We start from the raw sequence: 19,765 nt of genomic DNA, 5'->3' as shown, positions 1-19,765 counted from the left end.
AGCGGGGTACGCCGTGCTCCAGTACAGGGCCGAGTTCGACGCGACCGTCACCTTCACCAACGGCGGTGGGCTGCAGGCACACGGCTTCCGGGTGGACGTCCCGCACCCGGACGTGACCGAGGCGGAGATCGCGTCGCTGTTCGTCACGGCATGCCGGCTGCTGCTCGTCGACCGCGTGGAGCTGACCCGCATCCGGGTCTTCGCCGACCGGCACCTCGGCACCCCGGGCGGCCCGTCGGAGCGGCGCCCGCGTACCCGATGGGTGGAGCTCAGCCACGTGATCAGCGCGGGGCTGACCACGTACCCGGGGCTGCCCGGCCCGGTGATCACGCCGCACCTGACCCGGGAGGCCTCGCGCGCGGTCTATGCCGAAGGCACCGAGTTCGCCATGGACACCATCACCATGGTCGGCAACACCGGCACCTACCTGGACAGCCCGTTCCATCGGTACGCCGACGGCACCGACCTGGCCGGGGTTCCGCTCGAGCGCCTCGCCGACCTGCCCGCCGTGGTGGTCCGGACGGCGGGCAGCGGCGTCCGCGGCGTCGACGTGCCCGCGCTGGAGAACCTCGTCGTCGCGGGCCGGGCGGTGCTCCTGCACACCGGCGGAGACGCGCACTGGGCCACCCCGGCGTACGCGGAGAACGCACCCTTCCTCACCGCCGCCGGCGCGCAGTGGCTGGTCGACCACGGTGCCGCGCTGGTCGGCATCGACGCGGTCAACATCGACGACATCGGTCCCGGGTCGGCCGGCGAGCGGCCCGCGCACACGCTGCTGCTCGCCGCGGGCATCCCGATCGTCGAGCACCTCACCGGACTGGCGGACCTGCCGCCGGTCGGCGCCCGGTTCACCGCCGCGCCGCCGCGGGTGGCGGGATTCGGGACGTTCCCGGTCCGGGCGTACGCGGCGGTGCCCGAGGCCGAGCCGCACGATCACCTCAGGTCCGGCGGGTGGCTGCCGACTGCAGGCGCGTGAACCAGGAGGCCGGTGAACTGCGGGCGGAGCTCGACCGCAAGGCCGCCGAACGCCACGCCCAACCCGCTCGCGCTCCCGCGCGCGGCGGTTCCGGGTCGCTGTCGCTGCTTCTGGGCGCCGCCGGCCTGACCGGGGGTACGCTCATGCTCTCCCGCGGCGGCACGGAAGCGGCGATGCTCTGCTTCGGCGCGGCGGCCGTGCTCCTGATCGGTGGTTTTCGCGGAAACCGCTAAGAATCGGCACCGGTGCTGCCGAAGATGACCGTGTGACCTTTACCTTCGCGCGGGCCCGGGCGGACCGATGACCGATCTCGACGCCGTACGCACGGCGCCGCCGCAGCCGCAGAAGGCCGGGTCGGCCGGGTCGGTGCCGTCCGGCACGCCGACCGAGATCGGGGTGGCCCGCGCCGCCGCGTACTTCGAGCGGATCGATCCCGCGACCGCGGCGCAGCACCTCGAGCCGGTCCTGGCCGCCGACCCCTCCTCGGCCGCGGGCTGGGTGCTCATGGCCCGCATCCGGCTGGTGCTGGACCAGGTCGACCACGCGCTCGACGCCGCCAACCGGGCCATCGAGCTGGCCCCGGAGGATCCCCGCCCGCTCGCCATCGCGAGCCGCGCGCTGACGCTGCTCGGGCGGCACGAGGAAGCCGTGACGATGGCGTACCGGGCGGTCATCGCCGAGCCGAAGAACCCGCTCTGGCACGACCGGGTGGCCTGGTCGCTGCTCGCCGCCGAGCGGCAGTACGCCGACGCCGAGCAGGCCGCGCGTACCGCCGTGGGGCTCGACCCCGACGAGGCGCACTACTACTTCACCCACGGCGTGACGCTGGACGCGCTGGGCCACGCCGACCAGGCCCGGCAGGCCTTCCTGCTGTCGCTGAAGCTGGAGCCGGAGAACCCGGTCGCGCAGCACCGGCTGGCCGTGCTCAACGGTGAGGCCGTCCGGGAGCCGGAGAAGAAGAAGCGCGGCTGGAAGCTGTTCGGCCGCCGGGGCGGCGAGGTCAGTGCGCCGGTACGCCCTGAGGAGTTCCTGCCCTAGACCGCATGACCAGCCACACCAGCCAGCCGAGCCCGATGATGAAGCCGAAGCTGATCAGCCGGTAGAGCACCACGCCGGCGACCGCGGAGCTGCTGGTGAGGCCGCCGGCGACCAGGCCGAGGATGAGCGCGCCGTCGACCACGCCCAGGCCGCCGGGCACGATCGGTACGCTCGCCGCGGCCATGCCCGCGCAGTACGCGATGACCAGCTGCGAGGGCCGGATGTCCTCCGCCCCCACGGCGATGCAGCACATCCACAGGCACAGCGCGTCGAGCAGCCAGTTCGCCACCGCGAGCACCACCGCGTACGCGAAGTCCAGCGGGTTGACCCGCACCGACCGCAGCTGGCGCAGGAAGCCGGCGAGCCGGGCATGTCCGCTGTCGGCGGGCCGCCGCCGCACCCGGTTGACGCCGCGCAGCAGCCGGCGGGCCGGGGTCATCAGCAGTTCCGGATGCTGCGCCACGACACGGACGGCCAGCGCCACGAGCAGGGCGCCGCCCATGTAGCCGAGCAGGGTCTGCCAGCTGCCGGTGCTGCGCGTCATGATCCCGAAGACCGCGCCGATCACGATCAGCGCGCCGGTCGACAGCACCCCGCTGAGCGCGATGCACCAGGAGGCGACCGCCGACGAGGCGCCGAAACGCCGCATGTGCTGGAAGTTGAACGTCGTCGAGAACACCGGGCCGCCGGGCAGCGTGGCGCTCAGCGAATGTGCCGCGTACGCCAGGGCCACGTGCTTGCGGACCTGCACCTTCGTCCCGGCGCCGCGCAGCAGGGCCCGCTGCATGCGGGCGTAGGTGCCCATCGACGCGATCTCGGCGACGACCGCGCCGGCGACCCAGTTCCAGTGCGGCGTGCGCAGCTGCCCGATCGCCTCGACGAGCGGGCGCCATCCGACGACCAGCTCGGTGAGCAGGATGAGCAGCACCACCGCGACCACCACGGGTCCGCGGCGCCACCAGGGCGGGGTGGTGTCGGCCATCGCAATGATCGTCGCACTCTCAGCGGGTGTAGGCGACCAGATCGCGGCCCTTCAGCGTGGCGGGCTCCCGCGCCTGCACGAGCAGCGTGAAGTCGCGGTCGAAGAGGGAGAGCCGGGTGGTGCCGTCGTGCTCCGAACGGACCAGCAGGTTGCCGTCGGCGTCGAAGACCGCCCCGATGATCGTGCCGGTGACCGGGAGGTCCACCAGCTCACCGGTCTTCACGTCCAGCACGGCGTCCGCGGGCGCGTCCGGGGCGGCGTTTCCGGCAGCCGCCCTGGTCTGCACGGTGACCAGGTCGCCGGTGGCGTCGACGCTGACCGGGCTGCACGCGGCCGGGCCGTCCGTGCTCTCCTGGCCGGGTACGGGCGTGCCGCTCTGCGCGTCGACGCCGGCCACCTCGAGGCCGCAGGACGCGGTCGCGTACACCAGCGTGCTGCCGTCCCCCGACCAGCGGAAGTGCTCGCCGTTCAGGCCGCTGGGCAGGGGGTCGAGGCGCCCGGTGGCCACGTCCAGCACCCCCGGGTCGGCGGCGTCGATGAGCAGGCGGCCGCCGTCGGGGGACCAGGCCGGCGCCTGGTCGGCGGAGGCGGTGCCCGCGTAGACCTGCTGCGGGGTGCCGCCGTCGGTGCCGACGACCATGAGCTGGCCGCCGGACACGTACGCGATCCGGGTGCCGTCGGGTGACACGCCCAGCGTGGCGTGGGGCGTGGCGAGCACGGTCCGCGCCTCGCCGTCGCCGGTGAGCCGGACGACGTCGCCGTCCGTGCCCGTGCCGGCGTAGAAGGCCTGCCCCGGCAGCGACGCCAGCGAGGTGGACCGCGGCTTCGCGCTGACGGTCGACGTCGGCCGGGGACGATCCGGTCGGCTCGGCCCGCCGGTCCTGCTGGGCTCGGCCGCGGCCGGGCTGCCGGGAAGCGGGCCGCCGAGGCCGGGCGGCGGCGCGGCGGCCGGGCTCAGCGGCGGGGCCACCACACCCTGGGCGTGCTGGTCGGTGGCGCGGGGAAGCTGCCAGAGTCCACTGCCGAGCAGGCCGAGCGCGACCAGGGCGGCGCCGGTGCCGACGGCGGCCTCGCGGCGGCCGATCCGGCGGGAGCGCCGCAGCGAGCGCTCGTAGAGGTCGGCCGGGGCGACCGTGGCGGCGAGCTCGCTCAGCGACTCGCGCAGCGGCTCGGGGGCGGTCACCGTGGACCCTCGTGGGCGTCCGCGAGAAGCCGCAGGTCGGGCACCAGGTCGCGGAGCCGGCCGAGCGCGCGGGCGCACTGGGTCTTGACGGTGCTCACCGAGACACCGAGCAGCCGCGCGGCCTCCACCTCGGTCCGGTCCTCGAAGAACCTCAGCACGATGACCGCGCGCTGCTTGGGGCTGAGCGAGAGCAGGGCGCTGCGCAGGTCGACGCGGTGGACCGCGGCCTCCGCGGGGTCGTCGGTGCTGCCGCCCTGGCGGACGAGGTCCTCGCCGGGCAGGACCTCGGCCACCTTCGGCCGCCGCCAGAAGGAGACCTGGGCGTGATACATCACCTTGCGGGCGTACGCCTCCGCGTTGCCCGGGCATTCGAGGCGTGACCAGGCCCGATGGGTACGGGCAAGGGCCTCCTGCACGAGATCCTCGGCGAGGTGCTGGTCGCCGGTCAGCAGGAAGGCCGAGCGGAGCAGGGCGTGGGATCGATCACGGACGAAGGTCGCATAGGCGGCATCGCTGGTGTCGTCCATTCCCCACGATCCGATCGACCCGGCAAAGGAGCCGTGAGCGTACAGCGGTCGGTCAATCACCGCCTCAGCGCTCACGCTGCCTCCACTCCTGTTGCCGCGCCGGCTCGGTGCGGGGCCGGCACCCCCCGTTCCCAGTGCCGGCCCCACCCCGTACGCCAGAAAGGACGCTCGCCGGCGCGCGGCCGGGTGACGGGCCGTTCGGCCGATTCTGAGCCTGGACGAACGGTCAGGGCGGCGGCGATGCGCAGAGACGAAGCGGGAACCCTTCGTGCGCGCATGTTCGCGCAGGGCCACCGATATTTTCGGGCCCGGATCGTGCCGGGCGATTGACAGTAGGTGATCTCGTCGGTACAACAAAGCCACCTTCCCCCCTTTTAGGAGCTCTCAGGTGGCAGAGCTGTACGCGCCCGCTGCCCAGGACACCGGCGTCAAGGCACGCGTGCAGCGCTTCGGCGGCTACCTGGCCGGCATGGTCATGCCGAACATCGCCGCGTTCATCGCGTGGGGCCTCATCACGGCTCTGTTCTTCGAGAAGGGCTGGCTGCCGAACGAGAAGTTCGCCGCCCTCATCGACCCGATGTCGCATGTGCTGCTGCCGGTCCTCATCGGATACACCGGCGGCCGCATGGTGCACGCCCAGCGGGGCGCGGTCGTCGGCGCCGTCGCCACGATGGGACTGGTCGTCGGCTCCGACTCGCCCATGTTCTTCGGCGCGATGATCGTGGGCCCGCTGGCCGCGTACGCCCTCAAGCTCGTGGACGGCCTCTTCGCCGACCGGATCCGGCCCGGCTTCGAGATGCTCGTCGACAACTTCTCCGCGGGCATCGTCGCGGGCCTCTCGGCGCTGGCCGGCGTGCTGGCGATCGGCCCTGTCATGCGCGTCTTCACCGAGGCGGCCGGGGACGGCGTCCGCTTCCTCGTCCAGCACCACCTGCTGCCCGGCGCGGCGTTCCTCATCGAACCGGCGAAGGTGCTGTTCCTCAACAACGCGATCAACCACGGCGTGCTGGGGCCGCTGGGCATCGCCGAGTCGTCCGACAGCGGCAAGTCGATCCTGTTCATGCTCGAGACGAACCCGGGGCCGGGCTTCGGGATCCTGCTCGCGTACCTGTGCTTCGGCCCCAGGGCGCTGCGCCCCAGCGTTCCCGCGGCGATGGCCATCCAGTTCCTGGGCGGCATCCATGAGATCTACTTCCCGTACGTGCTGATGAAGCCCAGCATGGTGCTCGCGGCGATCTGCGGCGGTGCCGCCGGCATCATGACGTTCATGGTGACCGGCGTCGGGCTGGTGGCGACCCCGTCACCGGGCAGCATCTTCGCCTACCTCGCCGAGACCCCGCGCGGTGACTACTTCGGGGTGCTGGCCGGCGTGGTGGTCGCCGCCGGAGTGTCCTTCGTGGTCGGTTCCCTGCTTCTCGGCTTCGGCCGGCTGGCACGCGACGAGGAAGGCATCTGAGGTGAGCAGCATCGACGGCGGACGCGTCCGCAAACTGGTGGTGGCCTGCGACGCCGGCATGGGCAGCAGCGTCATGCTCGCCTCCCAGCTGAAACGCGAGCTGCGCAAGCTGCCGGTGACGGTCGAGCACCACCCGGTCGCGGCCATTCCCGCCGACGCCGACGTGGTGCTCTGCCAGACCGGGCTCGCCGAACGGGCCCGGGCCGGCGCGCCGGGCGCGGTCGTGGTCGGCTTCCGGATGTTCCTCGGCGACCCGGAGGTGGCGCGCGTCGTGGCCGCCGTCAAACAGGGTGGCGTGGTCGTCGGCACGACGGGGAGCTGACCGTGCTCGGCGCCATGCCGACGGAACACGTCGTCACCATGCTCAACGCCACCCCGCCGCAGCGCGCGGTCGGCGTCCTCCTCGCCATGCCCCGGGACCGGATCGACGCCCTGCTGGCCGCGATGGACGGCCGGCTCATCGCCAAGCTGCTCGTCGCCGCGGATCCGGACCGGCGCGCCGCCCTGCTCAGTCATCTCGACGACGCCCGGCTCGCCGCGGAGCTGGCCCTGCTCCCGCTGGCCGAGGCCGCTGCGGTGATGGCCGCCCTGCCCGCGACGCGTGCCCGCCCGCAGCTGGACCAGGTCACGTCCGAGAACCTCGCGATGCTGCTCGACGCGATGCCCGGCCCCCAGCGCCGGCGCCTGGTCGACGTGCTCGATCCGGTGCGCCTGTCCGACCTGCGGCGGGTCGCGTACGAGAAGAGGGTGATCGAGTCCCTGCGCCGCACCGCCGCCGGTCTGCACTGGGTCCCGGGCGACCACGGCAGCAATCTGCTCGCCGGCGTGATGCACCGGCTCTTCGGCGTCTCGCTGTGCTACGTGGACTCCGGTCAGCTCCAGGACGCCGCCGTTGCCGCAGCTCAGCACGTCTTCGCCGACCAGCAGGTGCACGGCCTGCTCATCGTCACCAACGCCGTCGCGAGCCTGCGGGCGACGAGGATGGTGGCCGAGTCCGGCGCCGGCGGCACACCCGCACTGGTGGTCACCTGGGATCCCGACGACAATGACGGCGTGCTGGGACGTGCGCTCGTAAGGCTTGCCGGATGACCATGAAGCTCCGCCCCGTCCTCGACGTGGCCGCCGTCAGGCTGCACGAGCGGGCCCCCGACCGGGTGGCCGCCATCCACCGGTGCGCCGACGTCCTCGAGGAGATCGGTGCCGTCCACCCCGCCTACCGCGAGGCGATGCTCGACCGCGAATGGGCCATGTCCACGTACGTGGGCGAAGGTGTGGCGATCCCGCACGGCCTCGACATGTCCCGCGCGCTGGTGCGCCGCGACTCGCTGGCCGTGCTGCGCTTCCCGGACGGCATCGACTGGGACGGCAACCCGGTCACGGTCTGCGTAGCCATCGCCGCCCGCGGTGACGGGCACGTGGAGCTCCTGGCCGCCCTCGCCCGCATCCTGATGGACCCGTTGCGGGCCAAGGCGCTGCGCGAGTCCGAGGATCCGGCGTCCGTCGTCGAGATGCTGCAGGCGGAGGACGACGAGCCATGATCCGTACGGTTCTCCTGGCCGGCCGCTCGGGCCTGCACATGCGCGCGGCCTCGCGCATCGCCGTGGCCGCCGCGCTGCTGCCGGTGCCGGTGACCGTGAGAACCCTGGACCGGCCACCGGTCCCGGCCGACAGCGTGCTGGCCCTGCTCACCCTCGGCGCGCTCTGCGGCACCGAGCTGATCCTGGAGGCCCACGGCGAGGGTGCGGCCGCGGCCCTGGACCGGCTGGCCGGGCTGTTCGCCACCGACCTGGACGTAGCCGGTGCCTGAGCTGCTCCGCGGCCTCGGGGTCAGCGCCGGCACGGCCACCGGCCCCGCGTACCGGCTGGCCGACCCGCCCCGGCTGCCCGCGCCCCGGCCGGTCACCGACCCCGGCGCGGAGGTGCGGCGCGCGTACGCGGCCATCGACGCCGTCTGCCACGACATCGGCATGCGTGCCGCTGCCGCCACCGACGGCACCGCCGCGGAGATCCTGCGCGTGCAGGCGGCCCTGGCCGCGGACCGGACCCTGCGCGCCGGCGTCACCGACGCGGTCCGCGCCGGCCTCGAAGCCCCCCACGCGGTCGCGGCGGTCCTCGCCGAACACCGCTCCGCGCTGCTGGCCGCGGGCGGTCTGCTGGCCGCCCGCGCCGCCGACCTGGACGACCTGCGCGACCGGGTGGTGGCACACTGCCTCGACCAGCCGATGCCCACCCTGCCCGAGCCGGGCTGCCCCTTCGTCCTGGTCGCGGTGGACCTCGCACCCGCCGACGCGGCGTTGCTCGACCCGTCCCGGGTGCTGGCCGTCGTCACCTCGGCGGGCAGCTTCGTCAGCCACACCGCGATCCTGGCCCGCGCCCGCGGCCTCCCGACGGTCGTGGCCTGCGGCGGAGCCCTCGACATCGCCGACGGCACGATCGTCACCGTCGACGGTACGGCCGGCCGGGTCACCTTCGGCTTCACCGCCCGCGTCCCGGACCCCCGCCCCGCCCCGCCCCCCACGGAGCCGGCAGACCTGCGCGGCCGCACGGCCGACGGCCACCCGATCGCCCTGCTCGCCAACATCGGCGGCGCCGCCGAGCTCGACGGCGTCGCGGTCGAAGGCGTCGGCCTGTTCCGCACCGAACTGCTGTTCCAGCACCACATCGACCCACCCACGCTGACCGAGCAGGTCGACGCGTACGCCGAGGTCTTCGCGGCCATGCCGGACCGGCAGGTCGTGGTCCGCACCCTGGACGCGGGATCGGACAAACCCCTGCCGTTCCTGCGGGAACACGACGAACCCAACCCGGCCCTGGGCATCCGCGGACTCCGCATGGCCCGCCGCCGAGGCGACATCCTCCGCACCCAGATCGCCGCCATCGCAGCCGCAGCCCAGAACTCGACGGCCCGGGTGGCGGTGATGGCCCCGATGGTCACCACGGTCTCGGAAGCGGCCCAGTTCACGGCGCTGTGCCGGGACGCGGGCCTGCCGACGGTCGGCGTGATGATCGAAGTGCCGGCGGCCGCGGTGCGCTCGGCGGAGATCCTGCAGGTGGTCGACTTCCTCAGCGTCGGCACCAACGACCTGAGCCAGTACGCGTTCGCGGCCGACCGCCGCAGCGGGGAACTGGCGGATCTGCTGGACCCGTGGCAGCCGGCGCTGCTGTCGCTGATCGCCTTGTGCGCGGCGGCGGGGGCCGCGGTGGGACGGCCGGTCGGGGTGTGCGGGGAGGCGGCGGCGGATCCGGCTTTCGCGGTGGTGCTGGCGGGGCTCGGAGTGACGAGCCTGTCGATGTCGCCGGCGGCGGTGCCGGGGGTGCGGGCGGCGCTGGGGGCGTACACGCTGGAGGAATGCCGGGCGGCGGCGCAGAAGGCGCTGGCCGCGAGCGACCCGGCGGCGGCGAGGGCCGCGGTGCCGGATGTTTAGGCGGTGATTTCGCGCGTTCCGCCCCCACCGGTCTTGCGTGAAATAGCAACTCCTCTATACGGTGTCGGCCGGCGGCGATCTTGCCGGGAAGCACATGGTCCCGGGGCATCGCCGAGCTCACGGGGGAGCATCGATGACGCATGTCCGGCGGCCGGTCGGCCGCGATAGCAGCCTGTCCACCTTCGGCCGCAGCCGCGCGATCGCGGCACTGGCTGTCGGTCTTACGGCCGTGGCCGCCGTGACGTATGTCGATCGGCCTGCTCACGCTGAGCAGCCGGTCGTGGCTGTGCCGGCGCCGGAGCCCACGGAGGCTGCCGACGAGGCGACGGCGATGCACCTTGCGTGGAAGTCCCGCAAGCCCGTCGAGATTCTTGCGGAGCGCACTGAGTCGTCGGACACGTTCGCGTTGCCGGATGGAACGATGCGGACCCGGCAGTACGCCTCCCCGATTCGCGTGCGACAGGGCGCGGACTGGGTCCCGGTGAACGCTGATCTCAAGGTGTCGGACGGCGGGGTGGTGCCCGAGGCCACGACCCTGGACGTGCGGTTCTCCAACGGTGGCGACGGTCCCATGCTGACAGTGGTGCGGGACGGCCGTTCGCTGGCGATGTCCTGGCCCGGCACGTTGCCGACGCCGGTGCTGTCCGGGCCGACCGCCACCTACCCCGAGGTGCTGCCGGGCGTCGACCTGCGGCTCACCGCCCATGTCGACTCGTTCAGCGAGGTCCTGGTCGTCAAGACCGCCGCCGCCGCGGCCAACGCGGAGCTGCGGCGACTGGAGTTCGGCCTCGCCGCCGAAGGTGTCACCGTGCATCGGGACAAAGACGGCTTCATCACCGCCAGGACGGCGGCAGGCGAGCCGGTCCTGGTCTCCGACGGGGCCCGAATGTGGGACAAGCCGCAACCGCCGGTGGCCCCGGTGGCGAAGAAGGGCCGTCTCCTCGCCGAGACGCCGTCGGCGCCGGTCTTGCCGCAGGATCCTGAGCCGCGACGGACCGAGGACCTGTCGGTGCAGCTCGACGCGGACTCACTGACCGTGGTGCCGTCGCAGGCGATGCTGACCGATCCGCACACGGTGTTCCCGGTGTCGATCGATCCGGGCTTCGCCGGTGGTAAGGAGATCTGGACGCACGTCAGCCGGAAGAACCCTTCCAAGTCGTATTGGAGTGATGAGGCCACTCGTGACGACATGCGTTCGGGTCAGCTGTGGCACAGCTCTTCCGACGATGACTGGCGCACCCTGGTGCAGTTCGACGTGACCAAGTTGAAGGGCTCGAGCATCAAGAAGGCCGCGGTGCTGGTCAACGTGCAGCACAGCGCGGACTGCTCGCCGTCGCCGTTCCAGCTGTGGCGCACGAACTGGATCGACAAGTCCGCTGCGGTCACGTGGAACAGCACGAAGGACAAGTGGTGGAAGGTCCTTGGCGAGGTCAAGGCCACGGCGAACAAGAGTGCCTGTCCGAAGGGTAACGACGAGGTCCGGTTCGCGCAGACGGCGGTCAAGAGCGCGTTCCAGGATGCCGCCACGAAGAACTCCGGGACGATCACACTCGCGTTTCGGGCGAAGAGTGAGTCGGATGAGTACCAGTGGAAGAAGTTGAAGCCGGACTCGGCGTACTTGGACATCGAGTACAACCACAAGCCGGGTAAGCCGGGAGGCTTGGCTTTCAGCCCCTGCTATGCCGCCTGCGGAAGCGGCACCGCGGTCACCTCTACCAAGCGGCCGACGCTGACCATGAAGGCAGCCGATGCCGACGGTGGCAAGCTGCGCTACGAGTACGAGGTTTTCAGTAGCGACAAGAAGACCCGGATCACGACCTCCAACAAGACGATGACCGGCATAACGGCCGGTAGCTCCCGCGGATGGACGCTCAAGACCGATCTCAAGGACGGCCAGTACTACTGGCGCGGCTGGGCCTGTGACAGTTACGAATGCGGCCCCCTGTCGGACTGGTTCGGCTTCAAAGTCGACACGACGAACCCGAAGAACCCGAAAGTCACCAGCGACATCTACAAGCCCACCGGGTGGAACGGCGAACCAGGTGTCCCCGGTTCCTTCACCTTCAGCCCGGGCAGCTCGTCCGACGGCGTCAAGACCTACACGTACGCGCTCAACGGCGGCAGGGAGACCCAGATCGCGCCGCCGGCCAGCGGCGTGATCCAGCGAACCATCACGCCGACCAAGGACCTGGTCAACACGCTGCGGGTCAAGGCGATCGACACCGCCGGCAACCTTTCCGGGGCCGTGGACTACGTGTTCAAGGTCAAACCGGTGGGGGAGGCCTGGTACTGGTCGCTGGATGAAGGCGCGGGCACGACTGCCGCCTCGGCGCCGGAGAACAACCGTCCCGGCACCGTCTCCGGCACGGGAGTCACCTGGACCGAGACCGGTAAGGAAGGCGAATCCGCTGCTTCCTTCGCCGGGACCGGTGAGCTGACGACGTCGGCCACGGTGTTCAACACTCTCGCCCCGGCCGGCTTCACCGTGGCCGCATGGGTGCAGCTGCCCGCTGCGCCGGCCGCCGCCGACGACGGTGACGAGCCCGGCACGGACCCGGGAACGGAACCGGAGCCGGGCACGGGCGACGACCCCGAGCAGGAGCAGAACCCCTCGGATGACGAGCAGCCCGACATCCCGTCGCCGCTGCCGGCCGGTAACCAGGTCGCAGTGTCGCAGGACGGCAAGAACACCTCGATGTTCCGGCTGGGCTACCGCGCCGACCTCGACATCGACGGCGACGGCGCTAAGGACCCGGCCTGGTGCTTCACGGTCGCCGCCACCGACACGGCGAACGCCGCCACGACCGATGCGTGCACCGCAAGCTACGTCGAGGCCGGCAGCTGGGTGCACCTGGTCGGCATCGTCAACCCCGCACTCAACCGGATCCAGCTCTACGTCAACGGCATCCCGACCGCCGACGGCGTGCTGGCCGAAAAGGCCGGCACGGCGACCTGGGAGGCGACCGGCCGGTTCGCCATCGGCCGCGGCTGGAACGCCGGCCCGAGCCAGCGGTGGGTGGGCCGGATCGACGAGGTCCACGCGACCCCGCGCGTCTGGCCGGAGCAGGAGATCTACCAGAAGGCGCAGACCGAGGACCTGCCCGACGAGTGACGGCCACCAGGCCGCCGCAGCTACGTGACGTTTCAGTGATCAAGCCGGTCCGGGCCGGTGTACGGGGAACCGCCGTAACGGGCGGCTGAAGGAGACTGGTGTGACGGCGAACTCTGCAACCTCGCGGGCACGGCTGCTACGGGCACTGCTCGTCATAACGCTCGCCGTCAGCGCCGTGGGTCAACTGCCGACCGGCCCGGCGGCAGCCGCGGCGGGAACGGCTGCCCAGCCGACCGATGTCAAGGGCATCAAGGTCACTCCGGTGGTGGCGAAGCCGAAGCCGGAGTACACCGCCGGCACCAAGGAGCTCACCGAGGCCGACCTGCCGCCCGACCCGGAGGTGGCGTCGGCCGAGCAGACGATCGCCCTGACGCCGCAGAAGAGCAGCCGCGTCCAAGCCGGCAAGCTGCGTCTGTCCATCGCCTCGGTAGCGGCTTCCTCTGCCGCTCAGTCGCCCGCGTCCCGCGACCGTGGCAGCGCGGTGAGCAAGGTCCGGGTGAGCACGCTCGGCGGGAAGGAAGCCGGCAAGCTGGGCGTCCGCGGGCTCGTCGTCCGTGTCGCCCGCGCCGACGGCGTGAAGAAGGCCGGGCAGGCCAAGCTCGCCGTCGACTACCGGGCGGTCGCCGGTTCCTTCAGCCGCGACGCCCTCGACCGGCTGAGGCTGGTCCGGCTTACCGACGGTCGACCAGTGCCGTCCACGAACGATCCGCGCACCGGCACGGTCACCGCGACGGTCTCGCTTGCGGCGGCGGGCGCCACCTCGTCGTTCGCCCTCGCGGCTGCACCGGCGGGTGAGAACGGCGACTACAAGGCCACGACGCTGACGGCGGCCTCGACCTGGCAGGTGTCGCAGCAGAATGGTGCCTTCGCGTGGTCGTACCCGATCAAGACGCCGCCGCCACCGGGCGGCGTGGCACCCGACCTGAAGCTGAGCTACTCCTCGGCGTCGATCGACGGGCGCACCTCCGGTAACAACACTCAGGGTTCGTGGATCGGTGACGGCTGGTCGCTCGAGCCCGGCTACATCGAGCGCAGCTACCGCTCGTGTTCCGACGACAAGGGTGAGCAGGGCGGTAAGGAGCCCAACAACAAGGACGTGTACGGCGACGACCAGTGCTGGTTCGACGACAACGCGACGATGTCGTTCAACGGTGCCTCCACCGAGCTGGTGAAGGACGCCGACACGGACAGCGGGCCCGGCGACACGAACGTGCGCTACCGCGGCGTGGCGGACGACGGCTCGCGCATCGAGCAGCTCAAGGGCGACGTGAGCAACGGTGACGATGACAAGACCTATTGGCGGGTCACCACCGTCGACGGCACCCAGTACTACTTCGGGCGTGGCAAGGCCACGGGTGGTTCCTCCTCGGGCGAGGAGACCAAGTCGACGTGGACTCTTCCGGTCTTCAGCAACCACCCGGACGAGCCCGGCTACGACAAGGACTTCGCAAAGTCCCGGGTGACCCGGGCCTGGCGGTGGAACCTCGACTACGCCGTCGACCCGAACCACAACACCATCACGTACTTCTACGCCAAGGAGACCGGTGCCTACGCCCGTGAGGGTGACAAGGACAAGCGCATCACCTACGACCGCGCCGGTTACCTGACCAGGGCCGAGTACGGCAGCCGCAGCGACGACGCCGCCACGGTGCACCCGGTCAACCGGGTCTTGTTCGACACCGCGGACCGGTGCATCGGCACCTGCCGTACCGGCGACAACAAGCCGATCGCCAAGCGCTTCCCGGACACGCCGTGGGACCAGTACTGCGAGAAGGCGCCCTGCGAGTCGCAGTTCTCGCCGACCTTCTGGACGAACACCCGGCTCAAGCAGATCCGCACCCAGGTGTACGCCGGCAGCGGAGACGACTACACCACCGTCGACAGCTACGCCCTGTCGCAGGTCTACCTGCAGGCCGGTGGCAACGAGAGCACGCCGATGTGGCTGAAGAGCATCGCCCACACGGGTCATGTGGCCAGTGCCGGCGGCGCGGCGGTGACCGACCCCGCCGTGGTGTTCAACCCCAACGCGGACGTCATGCCCAACCGGGTCGACACCCCCAACGGGCACTCGAGCCTGTTCCGCAGCCGGATCGACACGATCACCACCGAGTCCGGCGCGCAGATCGGCGTCACGTACTCCAAGCCCGAGTGCGACACCATCACGCTGCCCAAGCCGTGGGCGAACACCAAGCGCTGCTTCCCGCAGTACTACGCCGCCGAGGGCGAAGACGCGAAGATCGACTGGTTCAACAAGTACGTCGTCACCCGCGTCGACGTGTACGACAACACCGGCGGCTTCGACCACCAGCAGACGAACTACGAGTACCTCGACAGCCCGGCGTGGGCGTACGACAACTCGACCCTGGTCAAGCCGAAGAAGCGCACGTGGGGCCAGTTCCGGGGCTACGGCCGGGTGCGGATCCGGACCGGCGTCGACGACGAGCCGCAGACGGTCACCGAGTACCGCTACTTCCGCGGCATGAACGGCGACCCGCAGCCTGTCGACGGCGCCCTGCCGCCCAAGGGCACGCCCCGCAGTGTGCAGGTCGAGGACTCCTTCGGCGGTAAGGTCACCGACCATGAGGCGTTCGCCGGCATGCTCCGCGAGCAGATCGACTACAACGGCACCGAGTGGATCAGCGGAACCCTCAGCACGCCCGTCGCGCAGGGTCCCACCGCCACCGCCGGCCCGCTGAAGGCTTGGAAGACGCACGTCGAGACGGAACGCAAGCGAAGCCGGCTCTCCACCGGCGCGACCCGCTGGACGCAGACCGTCACCAAGGTCAACGACGACAACCAGATCTCCGAGGTCAACGACCTCGGTGATGAGGCCAAGGGCGACGACGACCGGTGCACCCGCATCGAGTACGCCCGCAACGCCGACACCTGGATGCTCGACCGGGTCAAGCGCAAGGTCATCACCGGGGCCGGCTGCGGAGTCGACAGCGGTACGAAGGACGTGCTCAGCGACATCCGCACGTACTACGACGACGCCGACACCTACGGCGCCCCGCCGACCCGGGGCCTGCCGGTCCGCGCGGTGCAGGTGGACCACTTCGACGGCGACACCCCGGCATTCGTCAACGCCAGCCGTACCGGTTACGACGCTCTCGGGCGTGCCGTCAAGCAGACCGACGCGCTGGGACACGTGACCACGACCGCGTTCACCCCGGCGACGGGCGGTCCGGTCACGCAGACGAAGGTGACCAACGCGCTGGGGCAGTCGGCGACGCAGACGTTCAACCCGGCGTTGGCCGTACCGGTGAAGGTCACTGATGCGAATGGCCTGGTCACCGAGTCGGCCTACGACGGCGACGGCCGCCTGATCGCGGTCTGGGCTCCGGGCCGCGACCGTGCGACGTTCAAGAGCGACCCGTCGGTCAGCTACACCTACAACCTGCGCAAGGACGCGCCCAGCACGGTCGTCACCAAGAACTTGATGCCGGCCGGTTCCAAGATCTACCGCACGACGATCGCGCTGTACGACGGCATGCTGCGGGTGCGGCAGGTGCAGACCCAAACCATCGCCGGGGGCCGGGCCGTGGTCGACACGGTCTACAACTCGCGCGGTCTGGTCGAGTGGACGAGCAACCCGTACTACGACATCGACAACACCGCGCCGAACACCACGCTGGTGACCCCGGTGCACCGCCCGGAGATCCCGGCGCTGACCGCCAACATCTACGACGCCGCCGGCCGTCTCACCGACGCCATCTTCACGGTCAACGGCGACGAGGCGTGGCGCACCCACACCAGCTACGCGGGGGAGAAGACCAGCGTCACCCCGCCCAAGGGCGGCACCGCCACCACGTCGATCACCGACGCTCGCGGCAACCTCGCCGAGCTGCGCCAGTACAAGGACCGGGCCAAGGTCGGCAGCGACGACGCGACGACCTTCGAGCGCACCGTCTACCGCTACACCAACCGCGACGAGATCGCCTCGGTCACCGGCCCAGGCAACAACACCTGGAAATACCGGTACGACCTGCGCGGCCACAAGACCTACACCGAGGACCCCGACGCGGGCACCTCGACCAGCGGCTACGACGCTCTCGGGCAACTGAGCTGGACCAAGGACGCCCGCGGCAAGGCCCTGTTCTTCGACTACGACGACGTCGGCCGCAAAATCGCCGAACGTCAGGGTGCCGCCAACGGTCGCAAGCTGGCCGAATGGACCTACGACACCCTCGACAAGGGCATCGGCAAGCAGACCAGCGCCACCCGCTACGAGTACGACAAGGACGGCAAGGCCTCCGCATACGTCACCGCCACCACCGGCTACGACAGCGCGGGCCGGCCGAAGGGCACCTCGGTCACCATCCCTTCCACGGACAGCGGGCTGTGCGTCTCCGGGGAGACCAACCCCTGCACGTTCACACAGACGCTGGGCTACCGGCCCAACGGCACGATCGAGAAGGTCACCACCCCGGCGGTCGCCGGCCTGCCGGCAGAGACGCTCGCCACGCTGTTCAACACGATCGGCCTGCCCAACGGGCTGGTCGGCAAGCAGATCTACGCCCAGGAGATCGTCTACAACCAGTTCGACGAGCTCATCGGCCAGAACCTCGGCGAACACGGCTCCCGCGTCGCGCTGACCTACGGCTTCGACGACACGACGCACCGCCGGACGACGTTCAACGCCGTCCCGGAGCTCAAGGACGAGGTCTACAACCTTAGCTACAAGTACAACGACGCCGGCACCATCACCTCGATCACCGACACCCCGGACGGCGGTCAGCCGGCGGACACCCAATGCTTCCAGTACGACCACCTCAACCGGCTCACCGAGGCGTGGTCGCAGAACACCGCCACCTGCCCGGCCACCGTCACCGCGGGTGCCGTGGGCGGACCCGCGTCGTACTGGCGGTCCTACACCTACGACCCCTCCGGCAACCGCAAGACCGAAGTCGTGCACCAGACCACCAACACCATCCGCAGCTACGCGTACCCGGCCTCCGGCGGCGGCAGCGGCAGCAAGCCGCACGCCGTCACCTCGGTGACCGCCGGCACCACCACGCTGCAGTACGCCTACGACGCCTCGGGTAACACGCTGTGCCGCCCGGCCGGCACCACCGCGAACGTCTGTGGGGCCGACGGCACCGCGGGAGCCGGCAGCCAGGCACTGTCCTGGAACGACGAAGGTAGGACCGCCACCAGCACCGACGCCAGCGGCACGACCAGCTACACCTACGACGCCGACGGCGCCCGGCTGATCCGTCGCGACCCCACCGGTGCCACCCTGTACCTGCCGGGTGGCCTGGAGATCCGCAAGCCGAAGACCGGCAACGCGGTCGGCACCCGGTACTACAGCCACGGCGGCTCCACGATCGCGGTGCGCACCCCGACCGCGCTGACCTGGCTGGTCAACGACCACCAGGGAACCGCCACCGCCACGGTCTCCAGCGACCTGAAGGTAACCCGGCGGCGCACGATGCCGTTCGGTGAGGACCGAGGCACCAAGCCGTCCGCCTGGGCCGGCGACAAGGGCTTCGTGGGAGGCACCCGCGACAACACCGGCCTGACCCACCTCGGCGCCCGCGAGTACGACCCGGCATTGGGCAGGTTCATCTCGGTCGACCCGGTGATGGACCTGAGCGACCCGCAGCAGTGGAACCCGTACTCCTACGCCAACAACACGCCGATCAGCTTCACCGACCCGACCGGCCTCACGCTGGGACCGGTCGACTGCACGACCGGCGGCGGGTACGCCTGCACCGGCAATGAGGGCAGCAGCAGCGGCAGTACCGGCGGTCCTGGCGGAAGCAAAGACGACAACAGCGGCAACAACGGGGGCAACAACGGCGCCGGCTCTTCCAGCGGCAACGTCGTCGCCGCCGTGCCGACAGTCCAGGAGCACGAGAAGTGCGGCGCCTTCTCGTGGGTCTGCGAGGGCTGGCAACGGTCCATGGAATGGGTTCACGAGAACCAGGACACCCTCGGCCACATCGCCATCGACCTCGGCGAGATGGCCCTCGGCGGCGTGGCGTTCGAAGCCGGCGCTCCACTCTTCGCAGCAGGTCTCGTCGGCGAAGTCGGAAGTGGGGGTACCGCCTCGGTCGTAGCGATCCCGGCCATGGCGCTCGGCGCCGTCGCCATCGGCGGTGGGGTGATGGCGATCGGGCACGGCGCCATAAACCTCAGCAATCACGTCGGCGACCTGCACTGGAACAATCAAGCGACAGGTCCGGGAGGATCTGCGGCGAATGGAGCCTCACAGGCTTCCAAGACGCCGACCAACAAAACCTCGTCCGTCGTCGAAGACGACGCCCTGCTCAGTCGCGAAGCCAAGAAAGCTTCGAAGAATCAGGCCGTCAAGCGCGAGATGGAGCATCTGCAGGAAGAGCTGGAGAAGGGAAATACGAATCCAGGTCTCGGTTCGAAGGCCCTCCCAGGAACAACCGATGTAAGATACGCGCGCGGCCGTAACGGTGCGCGGCTCTTCTTCCGCAATACCGACGATGGTATTCAGGTGGTCGGTAAGTCCAGCAAGGCGAACGAAGACAAAGTGATCGGAAGGCTTCAGGATCTCTATGGCAAATGATGCGCTGCGTCGTATTGATCTGGGTGGAGCAGTTCTCACGCTCTTTCTGGGTGTTGAGGACGACGAGGCAACGCTCGACAGCGTTGACGCGTTGGTCACCTATCCTGACGGATCTCGATTCGCTGCCACCATCCTCACGCTTGCCGCGCTCGACAAGGTCATGCGTGGACACGAGGCTACGGGTGAATGTCTGGGCGGTCGGTACTTCCAGTCCCATGACCTTGTCGTGATGAGGCGAGGAGGGCTCGACGAGATCGTCGAGCTCGTGCGGAAGCTCATTGAGAAGGACGAGCTGCGGCACACCTTCGCGGGTTTGGAGCCCGACCTGGATTGACCATGCGCCGGGGCTGCGCCGCTCCGGGCGCAATGGACCGGGGATGCCCTGCTCGCGGTAGCCGGCCGGATCGCTTGCGCAGGCCGCTTGGAGGGCATTCTGCGATCGCCGTCTGATCCCGGCCCACATCGCAGTAGTGGCTCGCCGCACTGACCCGGGCGTTGCGCCGCCCTGATCTGGGTATGGGTTGC

At 70.6% G+C, this 19,765-nt stretch carries 15 protein-coding genes; 12 read left to right on the top strand and 3 right to left on the bottom strand.

Annotation, left to right across the window (positions count from 1 at the left end):
• Nucleotides 1-13: 13 nt before the first annotated feature.
• The 3 genes from AB0J80_RS10075 to AB0J80_RS10065 all read left to right on the top strand — a co-directional run bounded on the left by AB0J80_RS10075 (nt 14) and on the right by AB0J80_RS10065 (nt 2,014).
• Nucleotides 14-976 (top strand): cyclase family protein, encoded by a 963-nt coding sequence (locus tag AB0J80_RS10075; protein ID WP_364702763.1) that lies wholly within the window; start codon nt 14-16, stop codon nt 974-976.
• On the top strand, nt 973-1,209 hold the full coding sequence (locus AB0J80_RS10070) for a hypothetical protein (RefSeq protein WP_364702760.1): 237 nt from the start codon (nt 973-975) through the stop codon (nt 1,207-1,209). Before AB0J80_RS10075 ends, AB0J80_RS10070 begins: the two co-directional genes overlap by 4 nt.
• Before the next feature lie 67 nt (nt 1,210-1,276).
• Nucleotides 1,277-2,014: a tetratricopeptide repeat protein gene (locus tag AB0J80_RS10065; RefSeq protein WP_364702758.1), complete on the top strand. Its 738-nt coding sequence runs from the start codon at nt 1,277-1,279 to the stop codon at nt 2,012-2,014.
• Here AB0J80_RS10065 and AB0J80_RS10060 read toward each other — a convergent pair.
• The 3 genes from AB0J80_RS10060 to AB0J80_RS10050 are packed head-to-tail and all read right to left on the bottom strand — an operon-like array spanning nt 1,977 to nt 4,706.
• Nucleotides 1,977-2,996 carry a lysylphosphatidylglycerol synthase transmembrane domain-containing protein gene (locus AB0J80_RS10060; protein ID WP_364702755.1) on the bottom strand — a complete coding sequence of 340 codons (1,020 nt, stop codon included), beginning with the start codon at nt 2,994-2,996 and terminating at the stop codon, nt 1,977-1,979. The two genes, AB0J80_RS10065 and AB0J80_RS10060, sit on opposite strands and share 38 nt — an antisense overlap.
• 19 nt (nt 2,997-3,015) lie before the next feature.
• Nucleotides 3,016-4,179 (bottom strand): hypothetical protein, encoded by a 1,164-nt coding sequence (locus AB0J80_RS10055; RefSeq protein ID WP_364702752.1) that lies wholly within the window; start codon nt 4,177-4,179, stop codon nt 3,016-3,018.
• Nucleotides 4,176-4,706, bottom strand: a complete 531-nt coding sequence (locus AB0J80_RS10050; RefSeq protein ID WP_364702750.1) for a SigE family RNA polymerase sigma factor — start codon at nt 4,704-4,706, stop codon at nt 4,176-4,178. Before AB0J80_RS10050 ends, AB0J80_RS10055 begins: the two co-directional genes overlap by 4 nt.
• A 469-nt stretch (nt 4,707-5,175) precedes the next feature.
• On the opposite strand from AB0J80_RS10050, the gene AB0J80_RS10045 reads away from it, so the two are divergent.
• From AB0J80_RS10045 to AB0J80_RS10005, 9 genes are all read left to right on the top strand, one after another.
• Complete coding sequence (locus AB0J80_RS10045; protein ID WP_364703676.1) at nt 5,176-6,162, top strand: PTS mannitol transporter subunit IICB; 987 nt, start codon at nt 5,176-5,178, stop codon at nt 6,160-6,162.
• 1 nt (nt 6,163) lies between these two features.
• Entirely contained in the window at nt 6,164-6,484 is a 321-nt protein-coding gene (locus AB0J80_RS10040) for a PTS lactose transporter subunit IIB (protein ID WP_364702747.1), read from the top strand.
• Between the two features lie 14 nt (nt 6,485-6,498).
• The gene (locus AB0J80_RS10035) at nt 6,499-7,251 is read left to right on the top strand and encodes a hypothetical protein (protein WP_364702744.1); all 753 of its coding nucleotides are present in this window, start codon (nt 6,499-6,501) and stop codon (nt 7,249-7,251) included.
• A gap of 2 nt (nt 7,252-7,253) precedes the next feature.
• Nucleotides 7,254-7,700, top strand: a complete 447-nt coding sequence (locus AB0J80_RS10030) for a PTS sugar transporter subunit IIA (protein WP_364703673.1) — start codon at nt 7,254-7,256, stop codon at nt 7,698-7,700.
• A complete protein-coding gene (locus tag AB0J80_RS10025; RefSeq protein WP_364702741.1) occupies nt 7,697-7,969 on the top strand; it encodes an HPr family phosphocarrier protein in 273 nt (90 codons plus the stop codon). Before AB0J80_RS10030 ends, AB0J80_RS10025 begins: the two co-directional genes overlap by 4 nt.
• Nucleotides 7,962-9,587, top strand: coding sequence for a putative PEP-binding protein (locus AB0J80_RS10020; protein WP_364702738.1), 1,626 nt, complete (start codon nt 7,962-7,964; stop codon nt 9,585-9,587). Before AB0J80_RS10025 ends, AB0J80_RS10020 begins: the two co-directional genes overlap by 8 nt.
• 280 nt (nt 9,588-9,867) lie before the next feature.
• The gene (locus AB0J80_RS10015) at nt 9,868-12,699 is read left to right on the top strand and encodes a LamG-like jellyroll fold domain-containing protein (RefSeq protein ID WP_364702735.1); all 2,832 of its coding nucleotides are present in this window, start codon (nt 9,868-9,870) and stop codon (nt 12,697-12,699) included.
• Nucleotides 12,700-12,799: 100 nt separating this feature from the next.
• The gene (locus AB0J80_RS10010) at nt 12,800-19,240 is read left to right on the top strand and encodes an RHS repeat-associated core domain-containing protein (protein WP_364702732.1); all 6,441 of its coding nucleotides are present in this window, start codon (nt 12,800-12,802) and stop codon (nt 19,238-19,240) included.
• A complete protein-coding gene (locus tag AB0J80_RS10005; protein ID WP_364702729.1) occupies nt 19,230-19,574 on the top strand; it encodes a hypothetical protein in 345 nt (114 codons plus the stop codon). The genes AB0J80_RS10010 and AB0J80_RS10005 overlap by 11 nt, the downstream gene beginning before the upstream one ends.
• Nucleotides 19,575-19,765 lie beyond the last annotated feature (191 nt).

It is taken from the genome of Actinoplanes sp. NPDC049548 (genome assembly GCF_040676695.1).
GTDB lineage: Bacteria > Actinomycetota > Actinomycetes > Mycobacteriales > Micromonosporaceae > Actinoplanes.
This window is presented reverse-complemented; position numbering and strand designations above follow the sequence as displayed.

Excerpts from the sequence above, each read along its gene's own strand:
- AB0J80_RS10065 (WP_364702758.1), top strand. The coding sequence starts at position 1,277 with ATGACCGATCTCGACGCCGTACGCACGGCGCCGCCGCAGCCGCAGAAG.
- AB0J80_RS10060 (WP_364702755.1), bottom strand. The coding sequence starts at position 2,996 with ATGGCCGACACCACCCCGCCCTGGTGGCGCCGCGGACCCGTGGTGGTC.
- AB0J80_RS10050 (WP_364702750.1), bottom strand. The coding sequence starts at position 4,706 with ATGGACGACACCAGCGATGCCGCCTATGCGACCTTCGTCCGTGATCGA.
- AB0J80_RS10045 (WP_364703676.1), top strand. The coding sequence starts at position 5,176 with ATGGTCATGCCGAACATCGCCGCGTTCATCGCGTGGGGCCTCATCACG.
- AB0J80_RS10035 (WP_364702744.1), top strand. The coding sequence starts at position 6,499 with ATGCCGACGGAACACGTCGTCACCATGCTCAACGCCACCCCGCCGCAG.
- AB0J80_RS10030 (WP_364703673.1), top strand. The coding sequence starts at position 7,254 with ATGAAGCTCCGCCCCGTCCTCGACGTGGCCGCCGTCAGGCTGCACGAG.
- AB0J80_RS10025 (WP_364702741.1), top strand. The coding sequence starts at position 7,697 with ATGATCCGTACGGTTCTCCTGGCCGGCCGCTCGGGCCTGCACATGCGC.
- AB0J80_RS10005 (WP_364702729.1), top strand. The coding sequence starts at position 19,230 with ATGGCAAATGATGCGCTGCGTCGTATTGATCTGGGTGGAGCAGTTCTC.